This window comes from Roseobacter sp. FCG-D35 (assembly GCF_033436665.1).
GTDB lineage: Bacteria > Pseudomonadota > Alphaproteobacteria > Rhodobacterales > Rhodobacteraceae > JAWQFO01.
Window position 1 is genome coordinate 440,345 of record NZ_JAWQFO010000003.1, and the last position, 17,212, is coordinate 457,556.

Here is a 17,212-nt window from a genome sequence, read left to right on the forward strand (position 1 = left end):
CGTGATCCTCGACGCGCTGACGCTGCAACTTGGCTACAACGCCACGCTGGTCACACTCGGGGCGACCGTTCTGGGCATGGCCGCGGGCGTCGGCGGCACCTTCCTCTTCCTGCGCAAACGCGCGTTGGTCAGCGACGCGGTCAGTCATGCCACGTTGCCGGGCGTGGGCCTCGCATTCATCGCGATGGTCGCGCTGGGCGGGGACGGGCGAAACCTCGTCGGGCTTCTTGTCGGCGCGGCACTCTCGGCCGCGATCGGGCTGCTGATCCTGAGCTGGCTGACCCGGCGCACGCGGCTGTCCGAGGATGCGGCCATCGGGGCCGTCCTGTCGGTGTTCTTCGGCTTCGGTGTCGTGCTGCTGACCGTGATTCAGACCATGAGCGCCGGGCGGCAGGCGGGGTTGGAGGGGTTCCTTCTGGGCTCGACCGCGGGAATGCTGCGCGCCGATGCGCATACCATCGCAGTGTCGGCGGTGCTGACTCTGGCGCTTGTTGTCCTGCTGCGGCGTCCGCTGACGCTGGCCGCCTTCGATCCCGAGTACGCACAGGCCACCGGGCACAACGTGGCACGCACCGATCTCGCAATGATGGGGCTGGTGCTGGCGGTGACGGTGGTGGGCCTCAAGATCGTCGGGTTGATCATGATCGTCGCGCTGCTGATCGTGCCGCCGGTCACGGCGCGGTTCTGGACCGACCGGACCGACCGCGTGGTGCTGATCGCCGGCGTGCTCGGCGGTCTCTCGGCCTATGCCGGGGCGGCGATCTCGGCGGCGCTGCCGGGGTTGCCCACCGGCCCGATCATCGTGCTGTCCGGGTTCGTGCTGTTCGTCCTGTCGCTCTTCTTCGCGCCGCGCCGTGGGGTGCTGTCGGCGCTGCTGCGCCACCGTGCCTATCAGAAAGAGGTACACCTTCGGCAGGGCCTGCTGGCGCTCGCGCAGAACCAGCCGATCTTCGAGCGCCTGACCCTGCGCCTGTTGCAACGCGCCGGCTGGGCGCACCCCGATGGGGTGGCCACGGACGAGGGCCGCGGCCGCGCGGCCAAGGCGCTGCTTGACGAAACGCGCTGGCAGCTGGTCCGGCGCGACCCGTCCTTCGAGGCGGCAGCGGCTCTTTATGACGGGCTGACAGCCATCGAGACCGTGCTGACCCCCGACCAGATCGCCGAGATCGACCGACGTATCCCGACGCCCCACGGGGTTCCGGCATGAGCGGTTCCGAATTCGTCCCGCTGTCGCTGGTGCCGATGCTGATCGGCGTTTGCGTCGCCATCGCCTGCGCGTTGCCCGGCAATTTCCTCGTGCTGCGGCGACAGGCCCTGATCGGGGACGCGATCAGTCACGTCGTGCTGCCCGGGATCGTCGTGGGCTTCATCGTCACCGGCACGATCTCGACCTGGCCGATGCTGCTGGGGGCGGCCGGGGCCGCCGTGGTCGCGGTGATCGCGATCGAGGCGGTGCGCCGCCTGGGCCGGGTCGAGCCGGGCGCCGCGATGGGCGTGGTCTTCACGGCAATGTTCGCGGGCGGCGTATTGCTGCTGGAGCTTTCGGACACGTCTAGCGTGCATCTTGATGTCGAACATGCGCTCTACGGGAACCTTGAAAGCCTGATCTGGCTGGACGCGACCGGCTGGGCTTCGCTGCGCGATCCGGTGGCCCTGGCCGGGCTGCCGGTGGAGTTGCCGCGCATGGCGGCGGCGCTGGTCGCTGTGGCGCTGTTCACGGCCCTGTTCTGGCGCGCGCTGAAGATCTCGACCTTCGACGAGGGCTTCGCCCAGGCGCTTGGCATGCGCACCGGGCCGCTGGGCCTCGCGCTCGTGATCGTCTCGGCGGTGGCCGCGGTGGCCGCTTTCGACGCGGTGGGCAGCATCATCGTGATCGCGATGTTTATCTGTCCGCCGGCCGCGGCGCGGATGATGACCAACCGCCTCGAACACCAGATCGGCTGGTCTGTGGCCTTTGCGGCGCTCTCCGCCGTTGCGGGCTATGTCTTTGCCGGTTACGGCCCGCTCTGGCTCGGGTTCGCGGATTCCGTCTCGGCCGCCGGCATGATCGCCACCATCTCTGGGCTGATCCTGGCGCTGGCCGCGCGCTTCGGTCCGCACCGCACGCGCGGCGGGGCGGCGGCCGAAGTCTGAGACCTAGCTGCCGCGATAGGTCGAGAAGCCGAAGGGCGACAGCAGGAGCGGGACGTGGTAATGGCTCTCGGCATCCGAGATGCCGAAGCGGATCGGGATGATGTCGAGAAACCGCGGCTCTTCGGGCGGTGTGCCGACCTTGTCGAGATAGGCCCCGGCTTCGAATACCAGCTCGTACAGACCGGTCTCGAACTGCGCCTGAGGCAGGATCGGCCCATCGGTGCGCCCGTCGGCGTTCGTGACCATCTGCGCAAGCTGTTTCGGCCCGTCCCCGGCGATCCGGTAGAGGGTCACGGTCAGCCCCTCCGCCGGCAGGCCGCGCGCCATATCGAGAACGTGGGTGGTGAGATATCCGCTGGCCATGTCGCGCTCCTTTGGGTCCGGGCGATCATGCAATGCGGCGATCGCGGATTGCAACGCCCCGATGGGCGGTATTGAATGCGCCGCGAACAACCGGAGAGACGACGTGACGAGATACCCGCGCGATTTCGCAGGCTACGGGCCGACCCCGCCTGACCCACAGTGGCCCGGCGGCGCGCGGATCGCCGTGCAGTTCGTGCTGAACTACGAGGAAGGCGGCGAGAACAGCCTGTTGCACGGCGACGCGGCCTCCGAGGCGTTCCTGTCCGAGATCGTCGGCGCCCAGCCCTGGCCGGGACAGCGGCACTGGAACATGGAATCGATCTACGACTACGGCGCGCGGGCCGGATTCTGGCGCCTGCACCGGCTCTTCACCGACGAAGCCATTCCCGTCACGATCTACGGCGTCGCCAGCGCGCTCGCCCGCGCGCCGCAACAGGTCGAGGCGATGAAGGCCGCGGGCTGGGAGATCGCCAGTCACGGGCTGAAATGGATCGACTACAAGGATCACACGCCCGAGGCCGAGGCCGCCGACATGGCCGAGGCGATCCGTTTACACACCGAGGTCGTGGGCGAAGCGCCGCGCGGCTGGTACACGGGGCGCTGCTCGGTCAACACGTTGCGGCTTGCGGCCGAGACCGGCCTCTTCGACTATGTGTCGGATACCTATGACGACGATCTGCCCTACTGGTCCGAACAGGGCGACCGGGACCAACTGGTCATTCCCTACACGCTCGATTGCAACGACATGCGTTTCGCCACGCCGCAGGGGTTCAATTCGGGCGACCAGTTCTTCGCCTACCTGCGCGACACGTTCGACGCGCTTTACCAGGAGGGCGTGGCGGGGTCGCCGAAAATGATGAACATCGGCCTGCATTGCCGCCTGATCGGTCGTCCGGGCCGCATCCAGTCGCTGAAACGCTTCATCGCGTACATCAAGGGCTTCGAGGGTGTCTGGTGCCCGCGCCGGATCGAGATCGCCGAGCACTGGGCGAAGACGCACCCGCACCCGCGTCGCACGCGGCCCTCGGAATTGGACCGCGCGGGTTTCGTGGCGGCCTATGGCGGTATTTTCGAACATTCGCCCTGGATCGCGGAACGTGCCTTCGACCTCGAACTCGGTCCCGCGCACGACCAGCCGGGGGGGCTGCACAGCGCGTTGGCGCGGGTGTTCCGGTCGGCCAGCGCCGACGAGAGGGCCGGCGTGCTGAAGGCGCACCCCGATCTCGCCGGAAAGCTCGCCGCGGCCAAGCAGCTGACCCCGGAAAGCACCGGCGAACAGGCGAGTGCCGGTCTCGACGCGCTGACCGACGCCGAGCGGACCGAATTCCAGTCGCTGAACGCCGCCTACATGGAAAAGCACGGCTTTCCCTTCATCATTGCTGTGCGCGACCACGACAAGGCGGGCATCCTACGCGCCTTCAAGCGCCGCATCGGCAACGACACCACGACCGAGTTCGACGAGGCCTGCCGGCAGGTCGAGCGCATCGCGCGCATCCGGCTGGAGGCTCTGGCATGAGCTACGCTTTCCCCAAGGGCGGCCTGCCCGACCAGTCCGGCAATCCGGAAGGCACCGCAGTCTTCACCGAGGCCTACGCGGTGCTTCCGGCCGTGACCCATACCGACATCGTCACCAGCTTCCTGCCCGGCTGGGAAAACTCCCGCGCCTGGGTGCTGGCCCGGCCCTTGAGCGGCTTTGCCGAGACTTTCGCGCAATATGCCGTCGAGGTGGCCCCGGGCGGCGGGTCGGACAATCCCGAACCCGATGTCTCGGCGCAGGGCGTCATTCTCGTCGCCTCGGGCGGCGCGCGGTTGGTGATCGACGGCAGCGGGCACGACCTGACCGAGGGCAGCTACGCCTATATCCCGCCAGGCTCCGGCTGGCGGCTGTGGAACCGCGGCGACGCGCCCTGCCGGTTCCACTGGATCCGCAAATCCTACCAGCCGGTGCCGGGCATCGAGGTGCCGGAGCCGTTCGTGACCTCGGATCGCGAGGTCCACCCGATCCCGATGCCGGAATGCGACGGGGTCTGGGCCACGACACGTTTCGTCGATCCCGCCGACCTGCGCCATGACATGCATGTCAACATCGTCACCTTCCAGCCCGGCGGCCGCATCCCCTTTGCCGAAACGCACGTGATGGAGCACGGCCTCTACGTGCTGCAGGGCAGGGCGGAATACCTTTTGAACACCGACTGGGTCTCGGTCGGACCGGGCGATTTCATGTGGCTGCGCGCCTTCTGCCCGCAAGCCTGCATCGCGACAGGGAGCGAGCCGTTCCGATACCTTCTCTACAAGGACGTGAACCGTCACGTGCGCCTGTGACCGGGCCCGTCCGTGCCCGTCCGCTCACGGCAGAGGCCTTCGCGCCTTTCGGCGACATCCTCGACGCGTCGGGGACCTGCGACAGGCTGATCAACGCCGGCATGTGCGAACGCCACCATGACCGCGCGCGGCTCGATTTCGGCACCGAAGGCCGGGCCGGGATCAGCATCTTCGATGCCGTTCCGCGAAGCCTGCCCTATGACTGCGACCTGCTCGAACGCCATCCCGAGGGCAGCCAGGCCTTCCTGCCGCTCAGCGCCAACCCGTTTCTTGTCATCGTTGCCCGCGATCTGGGCGGACGGCCCGACAAACCGCTCGCTTTCGTGACAGGGCCGCACCAGGGCATCAACCTGCACCGCGGAACCTGGCACGGAGTCTTGACGCCTTTGCATCCGCCCGGTCTCTTTGCCGTCGTGGACCGCATCGGGCCGGGCGCGAACCTCGAGGAGGTCAGGCTCGACCCGCCGGTCCGCATCATCGCCGAATAACGGCGGGCGCTCCGGGGGCGGAGCGGGGACAGAAGGAACGGGGACAATGACCAGCCACGCCATCGGAACGCCCGAGCAATTGCGCGATCCGAACTACACGCCGCCGCTTGCCAAGGCGGTGCCACTGGGAATCCAGCATGTCCTGGCGATGTTCGCCTCGAACGTGACGCCGGCCATCATCGTCGCGGGGGCCGCGGGCTTCGGCTTCGGGTCGGATTCGCCCGATTTCCCGATGATGATCTACATGATCCAGATGTCGATGCTGTTCGCCGGCATCGCCACGCTTTTCCAGACCATCGGCCTGGGTCCCGTCGGTGCGCGCCTGCCCATCGTGCAAGGCACCAGCTTTGCCTTTCTGCCGGTGATGATCCCGGCGGTGGCGGGGCAGGGCGTCGCGGGGCTCGCCGGGCTCATGACCGGCGTGGTGATCGGCGGCATCTTCCACTTCTGCCTCGGCTTTTTCGTCGGTCGACTGCGCTTTGCGCTGCCGCCGCTGGTCACGGGCCTGATCGTGCTGATGATCGGGCTGTCGCTGATCCGGGTCGGCATCCAGTACGCCGCGGGCGGCGTTCCGAAACTCGGCACCGACGATTTCGGCACCTTCGCCATGTGGTTCCCGGCGCTCGTGGTCATCGTCGTGACGCTTTGCATCAAGTTCTTCACCCGCGGGCTGATGTCGGTCTCGGCCGTGCTGCTTGGCCTGATCGCGGGCTACGTCGTGGCCCTGCTGATGGGACAGGTCAATTTCGGCAATGTCGGCAATGCGGCGGCTTTCGCACCGCCGATGCCGTTCCGCTGGGGCACCGAGTTCAACACCGCGATCATTCTCGGCATGTGCTTCATGGCCGTGATCAGCGCCATCGAGACGGTCGGCGACGTCAGCGGCATCGCCAAGGGGGGCGCGGGCCGCGAGGCCACCGACCGCGAGATCAGCGGCGCGACCTTTGCCGACGGTCTCGGCACGGCGGTGTCCGGCGTCTTCGGCGGGTTGCCCAATACCTCCTTCAGCCAGAACGTCGGGCTGATCTCGATCACCGGCGTGATGAGCCGCCATGTCGTGACCATCGGCGCGCTGTTCCTGATCCTTTGCGGGCTGATCCCGAAGGTGGGTGCCATCGTCGCCACTGTGCCGATCAACGTGCTCGGTGGCGGTGTCATCATCATGTTCGGCATGGTCAGTGCCGCGGGCATCAACATGCTGTCGGAAGTGCGCTGGAACCGGCGCAACATGGTGATCCTCGCGATCTCGCTCTCGGTCGGCTTCGGGTTGCAACTCGAACCCACGGCGCTGCAGCATCTTGGCCGGACGGCCCAGATCCTTCTGACCAGTGGCCTGCTGCCGGCGGCGGCGCTGTCGATCATCCTCAACCTCGTGTTACCGGAGGATATCGACTGATCGCGCGGCAAGAGGTAAGGCGGGTTTCGACCCGCCTTACGACCGAAGACCCGAGGAAGACCCGATGTACGACCTGACCGCGATGGCCGCCTGGATCGAATTCGCCGTGCGCTGGCTGCACGTCATCACGGCGATTGCCTGGATCGGGTCGTCCTTCTACTTCATCGCGCTCGACCTCGGTCTGCACCGCGACCGCAACCTCGCCTCGGGCGCGGACGGCGAGGAATGGCAGGTGCATGGCGGTGGCTTCTATCACATCCAGAAGTACCTCGTGGCACCCGACCAGATGCCGGGCGACCTGGTCTGGTTCAAATGGGAAAGCTACGCCACGTGGCTCTCGGGCTTCGCCCTATTGATGCTGGTCTATTATCTCGGGGCGAACTTCTACCTCGTCGACCCGGCGGTGGCCGACCTCGCCGCCTGGCAGGCGATCCTGATCTCGCTGGCCTCGCTCGGCTTCGGCTGGCTCGCCTATGACTGGCTCTGCAAGAGCCGCTTCGGCGAGGACAATACCCGGCTGATGGTTCTGCTCTTCGTGATCCTTGTCGGCATGGCGTGGTTCTACACCTCGGTCTTTTCCGGACGCGCGGCGCTTTTGCACCTCGGCGCATTTACCGCGACGATCATGAGCGCCAATGTCTTCCTGACAATTATCCCGAACCAGAAGATCGTCGTCGCCGACCTGATCGCGGGGCGTGTACCAGACGCGAAATACGGCAAGATCGCCAAGCAACGCAGCACGCACAACAATTACCTCACGCTGCCGGTCATCTTCCTGATGCTGTCGAACCACTACCCGCTGTCTTTCGCCAGCGAGTACAACTGGCTGATCGCCAGCCTCGTCTTCCTGATGGGCGTCACGATCCGGCATTACTTCAACTCGATGCATGCGCGCGCGGGCAACCCGCACTGGACCTGGGCGGCGACGGCGGTGATCTTCGTCGTGATCATGTGGCTCTCGACCGCTGCGAACGTGACCGGCGCCGACCGCGAAGAGGCGCAGGGCGCCGGCCTGCGCTTTGCTCAGGCTGAGGGCTACCCTGAGGTTCACGACATCGTCATGGGGCGGTGCAGCATGTGCCACGCCGCCGAGCCGGTCTGGGAGGGGCTGCACTGGGCGCCCAAGGGCGTTCGGCTCGACAACGCCTACCAGATCACCCGAAACGCCCGGGCGATCTACCTGCAATCGGGGCTGAGCCATGCCATGCCGCCGGCCAACCTCGCCATGATGCAGGAGGGTGAACGCGCGGCGATCGTTGCCTGGTATGAAGGCGCAACGGGCGGATAATCCGGCGCACGCGCCCGTCTACGCATTTGTGATTTGAGGCCCCTGCGACACGCGGGCAGGGTTCGGACATGCGCTGGCTCGCCGCCCTGACGATCTCGATTTTTGCCGCTCCTGCGCTGGCCTGCGGGCCCGACAGCGATTGCGTCATCGACAACCGCACTTACCGGATCGCAATGCCGGAGAACCACGATGGCGCAACACCGGTCGGCGCGGTGGTCTTCGCACACGGCTATCGCGGTTCGGCGGCCGGGGTGATGCGCAACGGCTCGTTGCGGCGGGCTGTTTCAAACATGGGTCTGGCCCTGATCGCGGCCGACGCGGGCGAGAACGACTGGAACATCCCCAATGCGCCGCGCAATATGGACAGCGACGGATCGGTCGAGTTTACATATTTTGCCGAAATGCTCGACGATGCCGCAGAGCGGTTTCCGATCGATGCCGACCGGGTCATGATGACCGGCTTCTCCGCCGGCGGTATGATGACCTGGAACCTTGCCTGCAATCTCAGCGACCGCTTCGCGGCCTTCGCACCGATCTCCGGCACGTTCTGGCTTGGCCCGCCCGAGAGTTGCGAAGCGCCCGTCGCCAGTATTCTGCATATCCACGGCGACGACGACAGCACCGTGCCGCTGGATGGACGTCCGATTCTCGAAACGCGGCAAGGCAAGGTCTCGGACGCGTTGGAGATGTATGCGGACTTCGGAGGGTTTGACGCCGTGGACGAGGCGGAATCCGGAGGTTTGCGCTGCACCATGAAGCGCAACCCCGAGGGCGAGATCCTCGATTTCTGCCTGTTTGCGGGCGGCCACTCGTTCCGAACCGAGTTCGTGGCCTTCGCCTGGGAAACCTTCGAAAAGGCCGGGAAGCTCTAGCCCCGCGCATCCGTCAGGGCGGGCCAAAGCCCGCCCTCGCCACGTTCAGAGCATTAGCTGGTAGCTGTGCGGAACATAGGCGAATCCATCACCCGAAGTTTCGACGTAGCCGACGCCCGGCCAGGGCATGTGGTAGCCGATGAAGGGCAGCTTGTCGGTTGCCATCATGTCGAGCAGGCGCCGGCGGGTCTCGGCGGCCCTGGCCTTGTCCATGTCGAACTTCACTTCCCAGTCGGGATGGGCGACGGACCAGACGTAGTGGTTGGCGAAATCGGCCCCGATCACCAGTTGCTGGTCGCCGGACTCGACCCGGTAGCAGCAGTGGCCGGGCGTGTGTCCGAATGCGGCGATTGCCGTGAGCCCTCCCGCGACCTCGCCTTCGTCCTCGAGGAAGGTGAACTGCTCGGCGAAGGGTTTGACCTTGGCGTCGAAGCCCTCGTTGCCGGCAGCCGCCCAGTGGTCGTATTCCGCCTGGCCCGTCACGTAGCGCGCGTTGGAATAGGTCGGGGTCCCGTCCTCGTGCGTCATGCCGCCGATGTGGTCGCCGTGCATGTGGGTCAGCACCACGACATCGACCTGGTCGGTCGTGTAGCCGGCGGCTTCGATTGCAGCGCGCGTACCCTCGGCCGAGAGGCCGGTATCGAAAAGCACCAGCTCCGACCCGGTGTTGACGATCGTCGGCGTGAAGAAGAACTGCGCCTGGTCGGTCGGGATGTTGGCGTCCTGCGAGGCTTCGGCAAAGGTCTCGGCGTCCACGTTCAGCCCGAAGATCGTGTGCGGGTCCGGGACCGCGCGGGTTCCGGCAAGCAGCGTGGTCACGTCGAACTCGCCGACCTTCAAGCGCCGAAACGGGGCGACCTGCACGCCGGACATCGGGGCGCCGGCAAATACGGTGCCGGCAAGTCCGCCGGCAAGGGGCATCGCAGCGGCTCCGGCCAGTGCGGCGCGGCGGGTCAGCAAGCGGGTGTTGGACATCGGGAACCTCCTTTTGGTGTTCGTGATCGCCCGAAAGCGATCATCGCTGTAGAGTGTTAGGGCGCGGCGGGCCGCCGCCAAACGAAATGACCGTAACGCATATCACTCCTGCGAGAGGTGAGGCATGTCAGAGGCGGACGTGGCCGGGTTCCTGGCCGGGATCGAAACCGAGCGGCGGCGCCGCGAGGCATCGGTGCTCGACGCCCTTTTCCGGCGTGCGACAGGCTGGAATCCCGAGCTCTGGTCTGGCGGTATGCTGGGATATGGTCGGTACGACTATACCTATGCGTCCGGTCGGTCCGGAACGTGGTTCGCGACGGGCTTCGCGCCGCGGAAAGCCAGGCTCTCGATCTACATCATGCCGGGCTACGCGGATTTCGGGGAGATCCTTGCCCGGCTCGGGAAACATGCCAAGGGCAAGTCCTGCCTTTATCTCAACAAGCTCGAGGACGCGGATCTCGACGTCCTCAAAGAGCTCATACAGGCCGGTCTCGCAGATCTCGGGCGGCGCTGGCCGGTGCGTCCGACCTGAGCGCTTGCTGGACAAACCCGCGGTGCTGTGACAGTGGAGCGCGCAACAGGAGACCGCCATGACCACCACGCGTTTCGCCCCCTCGCCCACGGGCTACATCCACATCGGAAACCTGCGCACCGCGCTGATGAACTACCTCATCGCGCGGAAGGCGGGCGGCACTTTCATCCTGCGCATCGACGACACCGACCCGGAGCGGTCGAAGGAGGAATACGTCGACGGGATCAAGCAGGACCTAGAGTGGCTGGGCCTGCACTGGGACCGGGTGGAGCGACAGTCGTTGCGGCTCGACCGCTACGCCGCCGCGGCCGACGATCTGCGCGCCAAGGGCCGGTTCTACGAGGCTTTCGAGACGCCGACCGAGCTCGACCTCAAGCGCAAGAAGCAGCTCAACATGGGCCGGCCCCCGGTGTACGACCGCGCCGCGCTGGATCTGAGCGAGGTCGAGAAGGACCGGCTGCGCGCCGAGCGCGGTGACGGGGTCTGGCGCTTCAAGCTCGATCGCGAGCGCATCGAGTGGACCGACGGCATCCTCGGGCCGATTTCGATCGACGCGGCCAGCGTCTCGGACCCGGTTCTGATCCGGGGCGACGGGCAGGTGCTCTACACGCTGGCCTCGGTGGTCGACGACATGGAAATGGGTGTCACCGACATCGTGCGCGGCTCGGACCACGTGACCAACACCGCGACGCAGATCCAGATCATCGAAGCGCTGGGCGGAACGCCCCCCGCCTTCGCGCATCACTCGTTGCTGACCGGTCCGCAGGGCGAGGCGCTGTCGAAACGCCTCGGAACGCTGGCCCTGCGCGACCTGCGTGCGCAAGGCGTGGAGCCGATGGCGCTGTTGTCGCTGATGGCGCGGCTCGGTTCGAGCGATCCGGTCGAGCTGCGCACCGAAATGGCCGAGCTGATCGAGGGGTTCGACATCTCGCATTTCGGTTCGGCGCCGACGAAGTTCGACGAGCGCGATCTGTTCCCGCTGACCGGGCGCTACCTTGCCGGGCTGCCGCTCGAGGCGGTTGCCGAGCGGATCGCGGCGCTGGGCGTGCCCGAGGCCGAGCGGGCGGCGTTCTGGGAGGTCACCCGCGAGAACATCGCGACGCTCGGAGATCTCGAGGGCTGGTGGCGGCTGATGCAGGACGGCGCCGAGCCGTTGGTCGATCCCGAGGATCGCGACTTCGTCGCCGAGGCGATGGCGCTGTTGCCGGACGCGCCTTATGACACCGGCACCTGGTCGACCTGGACCGCGGCGGTGAAGGACAAGACCGGGCGCAAGGGCAAGGCGCTCTTCATGCCGCTGCGCAAGGCGGTGACGGGGCAGGAACGCGGACCGGAGATGGCGGCGCTGATGCCGCTTCTGCGGGTGGTCAGGGCGCGCGGCTGATCCGGGCGTTCTGCCTGTCGCCGCCTGCGGAAGCCTCCGGCGGGGATATTTGTGAACCAGAGAGGATCGGGACTGGGCTCAGTAGCGGTCCGGGAAGCTGTCCTGGAAGTCCTGGCGGAACTCGGCGCCGATGCGGTCGAGGTGACGGTCGACCAGCGCGGCTTCGGCGGTCGTGAGCTTCTGGTGGCGCGGGTAGAGCGGGGCGGCCCGATCGTCGAGGATCGGCGTGCTCCAATTGTCGGTGGTGTCGAAGAAGTCCTGCACGCCGTCCTCGCCGAAGACCCGCAGGAAGCCCTGGACCACGACGTCGAGATAGCTCATCAGGATGCAGCGGCCGTCGCCTATGGAGAACACCTGCGGGTCGACCGCGTAGACGGCGATGTCGACCGGGTCCGCGAGGTCGTGGCGGACATTGTCCCCGGTGGGCAGGCGGGCATAGCCCTTCTCGCGCATGTCGAGCGCCTGCCAGTCGCCGCCCGGAACAGCGGCGATCAGCCCGTCGATGCTGTGCCCGGGGGCGCGCACGCCGGTGAGCAGGACCGTGCGGTAGCCCGGCGTGCCGACCCAGGCCCGGCGCCAGCCCTGCAACGTCGCGGGCCGCGCGTCCGGGTAGTCATGGGTGGCGCGGTTCACCAGCGAGCCGTAGCCGAAGAAGTAATGCGGTCGCTCTGTCGTCATCTCGATGCTCATCGCGGCGCACTCAACCATTCCGGGGCCGGGCCCACAAGGGCGCTTGACGCGGGCGGGGGCCGGTGGCTAGGAAATAGGCATCCGTCACGGGAGAACTGGCGCAGGATGTCAGTGCCGAAGGAGCAACCGCCCCGGAAACTCTCAGGCCCAAGGGACCGTGACGGGCTGCGAAGACTCTGGAGAGTGGCGCCGCGATGCGCCCGCCGAAGGGATAACGATCTCAGGCGACAGGACAGGGGGGGCATCGGGACGCCGCATCGGGCGGGGTTCGTGGTGCCGGTTTTCGCGCAACGCGCACATCCGGCGATGAAGGAGACCGTATGAGCGACCTCGAAAGAACCCCGCTGCACGATCTGCACGTCGCGCTCGGCGCCAAGATGGTGCCCTTCGCGGGATACGAGATGCCGGTCCAGTACCCGGCCGGCGTGATGCAGGAACACCTGCATTGCCGGGCGCAGGCGGGTCTTTTCGACGTCAGCCACATGGGCCAGGTCATCCTGCGCGGCACCTCCTGGGAGGCGGTGGCGCGGGGCTTCGAGACGCTGGTGCCGCAGGACGTGTCGGGCCTGAAGGACGCACGCCAGCGCTACGGGTTCTTCACGAACGCGGACGGCGGGATCGAGGATGACCTGATGTTCGCACGGCGCGGCGATGACCTGTTCGTTGTCGTGAACGCGGCCTGCAAGGCGGCGGACGTGGCGCGCATGAAGGCGGCTCTGGCGCCTGACGTCTCGGTCGACGTGCTGGAGGATCGCGCGCTGATCGCGCTGCAAGGTCCCGAAGCCGGCGCGGTGGTCGAGGCGATGGACCCGCGTGCCGCCGGGATGCGCTTCATGGACATCCGCGACCTCGAGCTTGGCGGCATCGCGGTCTGGGCCTCGCGCTCGGGGTATACCGGCGAGGACGGGTTCGAAATCTCGGTGCCCGCGGCGCAGGCCTCGGAGCTTGCGCGCAAGCTGCTCGATCACGAGAGCGTCGCGCCGATCGGGCTTGGCGCGCGCGATTCGCTGCGGCTCGAGGCCGGGCTCTGCCTTTACGGGAACGATATCGACGCCGGCACGTCCCCGGTGGAGGCCGATCTCGGCTGGGCGATCCAGAAGGCGCGGCGCACGAGCGGAGACCGCGCCGGCGGCTTTCCGGGCGCCGAGACGATCCTGTCGGCATTTGGGGAGACGCCGGACCGCAGGCGGGTCGGGCTGCGTCCGCAAGGGCGCGCGCCGATGCGCGAGGGCGTGGAACTTTTTGCCTCGGAGACGGCAGCCGAACCGGTCGGGCGCGTGACCTCGGGCGGCTTCGGCCCCACGGTTGGCGGTCCGGTGGCGATGGGCTATGTCGCGGGCGATCATGCCAGCACCGGCACGGTGCTGTGGGGCGAGCTACGCGGCAAGCGGCTTGCCGTCGAAGTCGCACCGCTCCCCTTCGTTCCGGCACGGTTCAAGAGATAGACAACAGAGAGGAAGCGGGAATGAAATTCACCGAGGAACACGAATGGCTGCGCGAGGATGGCGACGAGATGGTGGTGGGCATCACCATCCACGCGGCCGAGCAACTGGGCGACGTGGTGTTCGTGGAGCTGCCCGACGAGGGCACCATGGTCAGCAAGGACGACGAGGTCGTCGTGATCGAAAGCGTCAAGGCGGCGTCGGATATTCTCGCGCCGGTCGATGGTGAGATCACCGAGGTGAACTCGGCGCTGGCGGACAACCCCGGCATGGTGAACGACGATCCTCAGGGCGAGGCATGGTTCTTCAAGATGAAGATCAGCGATCCCTCGCAGCTCGAGGAGTTCATGGACGAGGCGGCCTACCAGAAATTCATCGCCTGACCCTCCCACGCGCCCCGCGCGGGCGCGTCTCACGTTACCACCGCCGATCCGCATGAGGAGCCGAGCCATGGCGTTCAAGCCGACCGAATACCTGCCTTACGATTTCGCCAACCGGCGTCACATCGGCCCCTCGCCGTCGGAGATGGCCGAGATGCTGGACGTCGTGGGTGCCGACAGCCTGGATGCGCTGATCGACGACACGTTGCCGAAAGGCATCCGGCAGGACGCGCCGCTGGAGTTCGGTCGTGCCAAGTCCGAGCGCGAGGTGCTCGAACACATGCGGATCACCGCATCGAAGAACCGCGTGCTGACCTCGCTGATCGGGCAGGGCTACCACGGCACGGTCACCCCGCCGGCGATCCAGCGCAACATCCTGGAGAACCCGGCCTGGTACACCGCCTACACGCCCTACCAGCCCGAGATCAGCCAGGGCCGGCTCGAGGCGCTGCTGAACTTCCAGACCATGATCTCGGACCTCACTGGGCTCGAGATCGCCAACGCCTCGCTGCTCGACGAGGCGACGGCCTGCGCCGAGGCGATGACCATGGCGCAGCGCGTGGCGAAGTCGAAGGCCAAGGCGTTTTTCGTCGACCGCGACTGCCATCCGCAGAACATCGCCGTGATGCGGACCCGGGCCGAGCCGCTGGGGATCGAGGTGATCTTGGGCAACCCGGCCAAGCTCGAGGCCGAGAAGGTCTTCGGCGCGATCTTCCAGTACCCCGGCACCTACGGGCACGTGAACGATTTCACGCCGCAGATCGAGGCACTGCATGCGGCCGGCGCGCTGGGCATCGTGTCGGCGGACCCGCTGGCGCTGACCCTCCTGAAGGAGCCGGGTGCGATGGGGGCCGATATCGCGGTGGGCTCGAGCCAGCGCTTCGGCGTGCCGGAGGGCTATGGCGGGCCGCACGCTGCCTATATGGCCTGTCGCGACGCCCTGAAGCGCGCCATGCCGGGCCGGATCGTCGGGGTGTCGGTCGACGCTCATGGCAACCGGGCCTACCGGTTGTCCTTGCAGACCCGCGAACAGCACATCCGGCGCGAAAAGGCGACCTCGAACGTCTGCACGGCGCAGGCGCTGTTGGCGGTCATGGCGTCGATGTACGCGGTGTTCCACGGCCCGGAAGGGCTCAAGGCCATTGCGCAGCGCATCCATCGCAAGACGGTGCGGCTTGCCAAGGGACTCGAGGCTGCGGGCTTCAAGGTCGACCCGCAGGCGTTTTTCGACACCATCACGGTGGATGTGGGCCCGCTGCAGGCGGCGGTAATGAAATCGGCCGTCGACGAGGGCATCAACCTGCGCCGGGTGGGCGAGACGCGCGTCGGCATCTCGCTCGACGAACGGACGCGTCCGGCGACGATCGAGGCGGTCTGGCGCGCCTTCGGAATCGTTCGGCAGGACACCGATTTCACGGCCGAATACCGCTTCCCAGACGAGATGCTGCGCACGTCGGACTACCTGACCCATCCGATCTTTCACATGAACCGCGCCGAGACCGAGATGATGCGCTACATGCGCCGGCTCGCCGACCGCGACCTCGCGCTCGACCGGGCGATGATCCCGCTTGGCTCGTGCACGATGAAGCTCAATTCCGCGGCCGAGATGATGCCGGTGAGTTGGCGCGAGTTCTCGCTGATCCATCCCTTCGCACCGGACGACCAGGCGCAAGGCTACCGCGAACTGATCGACGATCTCAGCGACAAGCTTTGCCAGATCACCGGGTATGACGCGATCTCGATGCAGCCGAATTCCGGCGCGCAGGGCGAGTACGCTGGCCTGCTGACCATCGCCGGGTACCACGCGGCGCAGGGGCAGGGGCATCGCAACGTCTGCCTGATCCCGGTCAGCGCGCACGGCACGAACCCGGCCTCGGCTCAGATGGTGGGTTGGAAGGTCGTTGTCGTGAAGTCGGCCGCCAACGGCGACATCGACCTCGACGATTTTCGCGCCAAGGCCGAGCAGCACAGCGAGAACCTCGCCGGTTGCATGATCACCTATCCCTCGACGCATGGCGTTTTCGAGGAGACGGTGACCGAGGTCACGCGCATCACCCACGAACACGGCGGCCAGGTCTACATCGACGGGGCCAACATGAATGCCATGGTCGGCCTGTCTCGGCCCGGCGATCTCGGCGGGGACGTGAGCCACCTCAACCTGCACAAGACCTTCTGCATTCCGCACGGCGGCGGCGGACCCGGCATGGGACCGATCGGCGTCAAGGCGCATCTCGTTCCACACCTGCCGGGTCATCCGAACGGCGGGTCCGGGGCGGTGTCCGCCGCGCCTTTCGGCTCGCCTTCGCTGCTGCCGATCAGCTGGGCCTATTGCCTGATGATGGGCGGCGACGGACTGACCCAGGCGACGCGGGTCGCGATCCTGAACGCCAACTACATCGCAAAGCGCCTCTCCGGTGCCTTCGAGGTGCTCTACAAGGGTCCGTCGGGACGCGTGGCGCACGAGTGCATCATCGACGTGCGGCCTTTCGCCGACAGCGTCGGGGTGACCGTCGAGGATATCGCCAAACGCCTGATCGACTGCGGCTTCCACGCGCCCACGATGAGCTGGCCGGTGGCCGGCACGCTGATGGTGGAACCTACGGAAAGCGAGACCAAGGCCGAACTCGACCGGTTCTGCGATGCTATGCTGGCGATCCGCGACGAGATCCGAGCGATCGAGACCGGCGAAATGGATGGCACCAACAACCCGCTTAAGAACGCACCACATACCGTCGAGGATCTCGTCGGCGAGTGGGATCGTCCCTATGGGCGTGAACAGGGCTGCTTTCCGCCGGGGGCCTTCCGGGTGGACAAGTACTGGCCGCCTGTGAATCGGGTGGACAACGTCTATGGCGACCGTCACCTGGTCTGCACCTGCCCGCCGCTCACCGACTACGCCGAGGCCGCGGAGTAGGAACTTTCATGCCTCCGGCGGGGATACTTGTGA

The 17,212-nt window shown here is 66.8% G+C and carries 16 protein-coding genes and 2 riboswitches; of the genes, 13 read left to right on the plus strand and 3 right to left on the minus strand.

The window, feature by feature from the left end; genetic code table 11:
• The first annotated feature begins 1 nt into the window (after window position 1).
• Window positions 2-1,207 (plus strand): metal ABC transporter permease, encoded by a 1,206-nt coding sequence (locus R5H30_RS10440; protein WP_318328228.1) that lies wholly within the window; start codon window positions 2-4, stop codon window positions 1,205-1,207.
• The gene (locus tag R5H30_RS10445) at window positions 1,204-2,133 is read left to right on the plus strand and encodes a metal ABC transporter permease (RefSeq protein ID WP_318328229.1); all 930 of its coding nucleotides are present in this window, start codon (window positions 1,204-1,206) and stop codon (window positions 2,131-2,133) included. Before R5H30_RS10440 ends, R5H30_RS10445 begins: the two co-directional genes overlap by 4 nt.
• Before the next feature lie 3 nt (window positions 2,134-2,136).
• Here the strand turns inward: R5H30_RS10445 and uraH are convergent, their stop codons facing one another.
• Window positions 2,137-2,496, minus strand: coding sequence for a hydroxyisourate hydrolase (uraH, locus tag R5H30_RS10450; RefSeq protein ID WP_318328230.1), 360 nt, complete (start codon window positions 2,494-2,496; stop codon window positions 2,137-2,139).
• 103 nt (window positions 2,497-2,599) lie between these two features.
• Here uraH and puuE point away from each other — a divergent pair, with 103 nt between their 5' ends.
• From puuE to R5H30_RS10480, 6 genes are all read left to right on the plus strand, one after another.
• Window positions 2,600-4,012 carry an allantoinase PuuE gene (gene puuE, locus R5H30_RS10455; RefSeq protein WP_318328231.1) on the plus strand — a complete coding sequence of 471 codons (1,413 nt, stop codon included), beginning with the start codon at window positions 2,600-2,602 and terminating at the stop codon, window positions 4,010-4,012.
• A complete protein-coding gene (locus R5H30_RS10460; RefSeq protein WP_318328232.1) occupies window positions 4,009-4,818 on the plus strand; it encodes a bifunctional allantoicase/(S)-ureidoglycine aminohydrolase in 810 nt (269 codons plus the stop codon). The genes puuE and R5H30_RS10460 overlap by 4 nt, the downstream gene beginning before the upstream one ends.
• Window positions 4,815-5,306: an ureidoglycolate lyase gene (locus R5H30_RS10465; RefSeq protein ID WP_318328233.1), complete on the plus strand. Its 492-nt coding sequence runs from the start codon at window positions 4,815-4,817 to the stop codon at window positions 5,304-5,306. Before R5H30_RS10460 ends, R5H30_RS10465 begins: the two co-directional genes overlap by 4 nt.
• A gap of 46 nt (window positions 5,307-5,352) precedes the next feature.
• Window positions 5,353-6,702, plus strand: coding sequence for a uracil-xanthine permease family protein (locus R5H30_RS10470; RefSeq protein WP_318328234.1), 1,350 nt, complete (start codon window positions 5,353-5,355; stop codon window positions 6,700-6,702).
• Between the two features lie 64 nt (window positions 6,703-6,766).
• Window positions 6,767-7,990: a urate hydroxylase PuuD gene (locus R5H30_RS10475; RefSeq protein WP_318328235.1), complete on the plus strand. Its 1,224-nt coding sequence runs from the start codon at window positions 6,767-6,769 to the stop codon at window positions 7,988-7,990.
• A 68-nt stretch (window positions 7,991-8,058) separates the two neighbouring features.
• On the plus strand, window positions 8,059-8,862 hold the full coding sequence (locus R5H30_RS10480) for a CE1 family esterase (protein WP_318328236.1): 804 nt from the start codon (window positions 8,059-8,061) through the stop codon (window positions 8,860-8,862).
• Between the two features lie 45 nt (window positions 8,863-8,907).
• Here R5H30_RS10480 and R5H30_RS10485 read toward each other — a convergent pair whose 3' ends face one another.
• Window positions 8,908-9,837: an MBL fold metallo-hydrolase gene (locus R5H30_RS10485; RefSeq protein WP_318328237.1), complete on the minus strand. Its 930-nt coding sequence runs from the start codon at window positions 9,835-9,837 to the stop codon at window positions 8,908-8,910.
• Between the two features lie 124 nt (window positions 9,838-9,961).
• Between R5H30_RS10485 and R5H30_RS10490 the strand changes: the two genes are divergently transcribed.
• Both R5H30_RS10490 and gltX read left to right on the plus strand, forming a co-directional pair.
• Window positions 9,962-10,369 (plus strand): DUF1801 domain-containing protein, encoded by a 408-nt coding sequence (locus tag R5H30_RS10490; protein WP_318328238.1) that lies wholly within the window; start codon window positions 9,962-9,964, stop codon window positions 10,367-10,369.
• Window positions 10,370-10,427: 58 nt separating this feature from the next.
• Window positions 10,428-11,753, plus strand: coding sequence for a glutamate--tRNA ligase (gene gltX / locus R5H30_RS10495; RefSeq protein ID WP_318328239.1), 1,326 nt, complete (start codon window positions 10,428-10,430; stop codon window positions 11,751-11,753).
• 78 nt (window positions 11,754-11,831) lie between these two features.
• Here gltX and R5H30_RS10500 read toward each other — a convergent pair whose 3' ends face one another.
• Window positions 11,832-12,443, minus strand: a complete 612-nt coding sequence (locus R5H30_RS10500) for a gamma-glutamylcyclotransferase family protein (protein ID WP_318328240.1) — start codon at window positions 12,441-12,443, stop codon at window positions 11,832-11,834.
• Between the two features lie 77 nt (window positions 12,444-12,520).
• A riboswitch (glycine riboswitch) is annotated at window positions 12,521-12,611 on the plus strand.
• A riboswitch (glycine riboswitch) is annotated at window positions 12,612-12,689 on the plus strand.
• A gap of 74 nt (window positions 12,690-12,763) precedes the next feature.
• On the opposite strand from R5H30_RS10500, the gene gcvT reads away from it, so the two are divergent.
• The 3 genes from gcvT (at window position 12,764) to gcvP (ending at window position 17,179) form a co-directional block, all read left to right on the plus strand.
• Window positions 12,764-13,888 carry a glycine cleavage system aminomethyltransferase GcvT gene (gene gcvT / locus R5H30_RS10505; protein ID WP_318328241.1) on the plus strand — a complete coding sequence of 375 codons (1,125 nt, stop codon included), beginning with the start codon at window positions 12,764-12,766 and terminating at the stop codon, window positions 13,886-13,888.
• 20 nt (window positions 13,889-13,908) lie between these two features.
• The gene (gene gcvH / locus R5H30_RS10510; protein WP_318328242.1) at window positions 13,909-14,268 is read left to right on the plus strand and encodes a glycine cleavage system protein GcvH; all 360 of its coding nucleotides are present in this window, start codon (window positions 13,909-13,911) and stop codon (window positions 14,266-14,268) included.
• A 67-nt stretch (window positions 14,269-14,335) separates the two neighbouring features.
• Window positions 14,336-17,179 (plus strand): aminomethyl-transferring glycine dehydrogenase, encoded by a 2,844-nt coding sequence (gene gcvP, locus R5H30_RS10515; RefSeq protein WP_318328243.1) that lies wholly within the window; start codon window positions 14,336-14,338, stop codon window positions 17,177-17,179.
• Window positions 17,180-17,212: the final 33 nt, after the last annotated feature.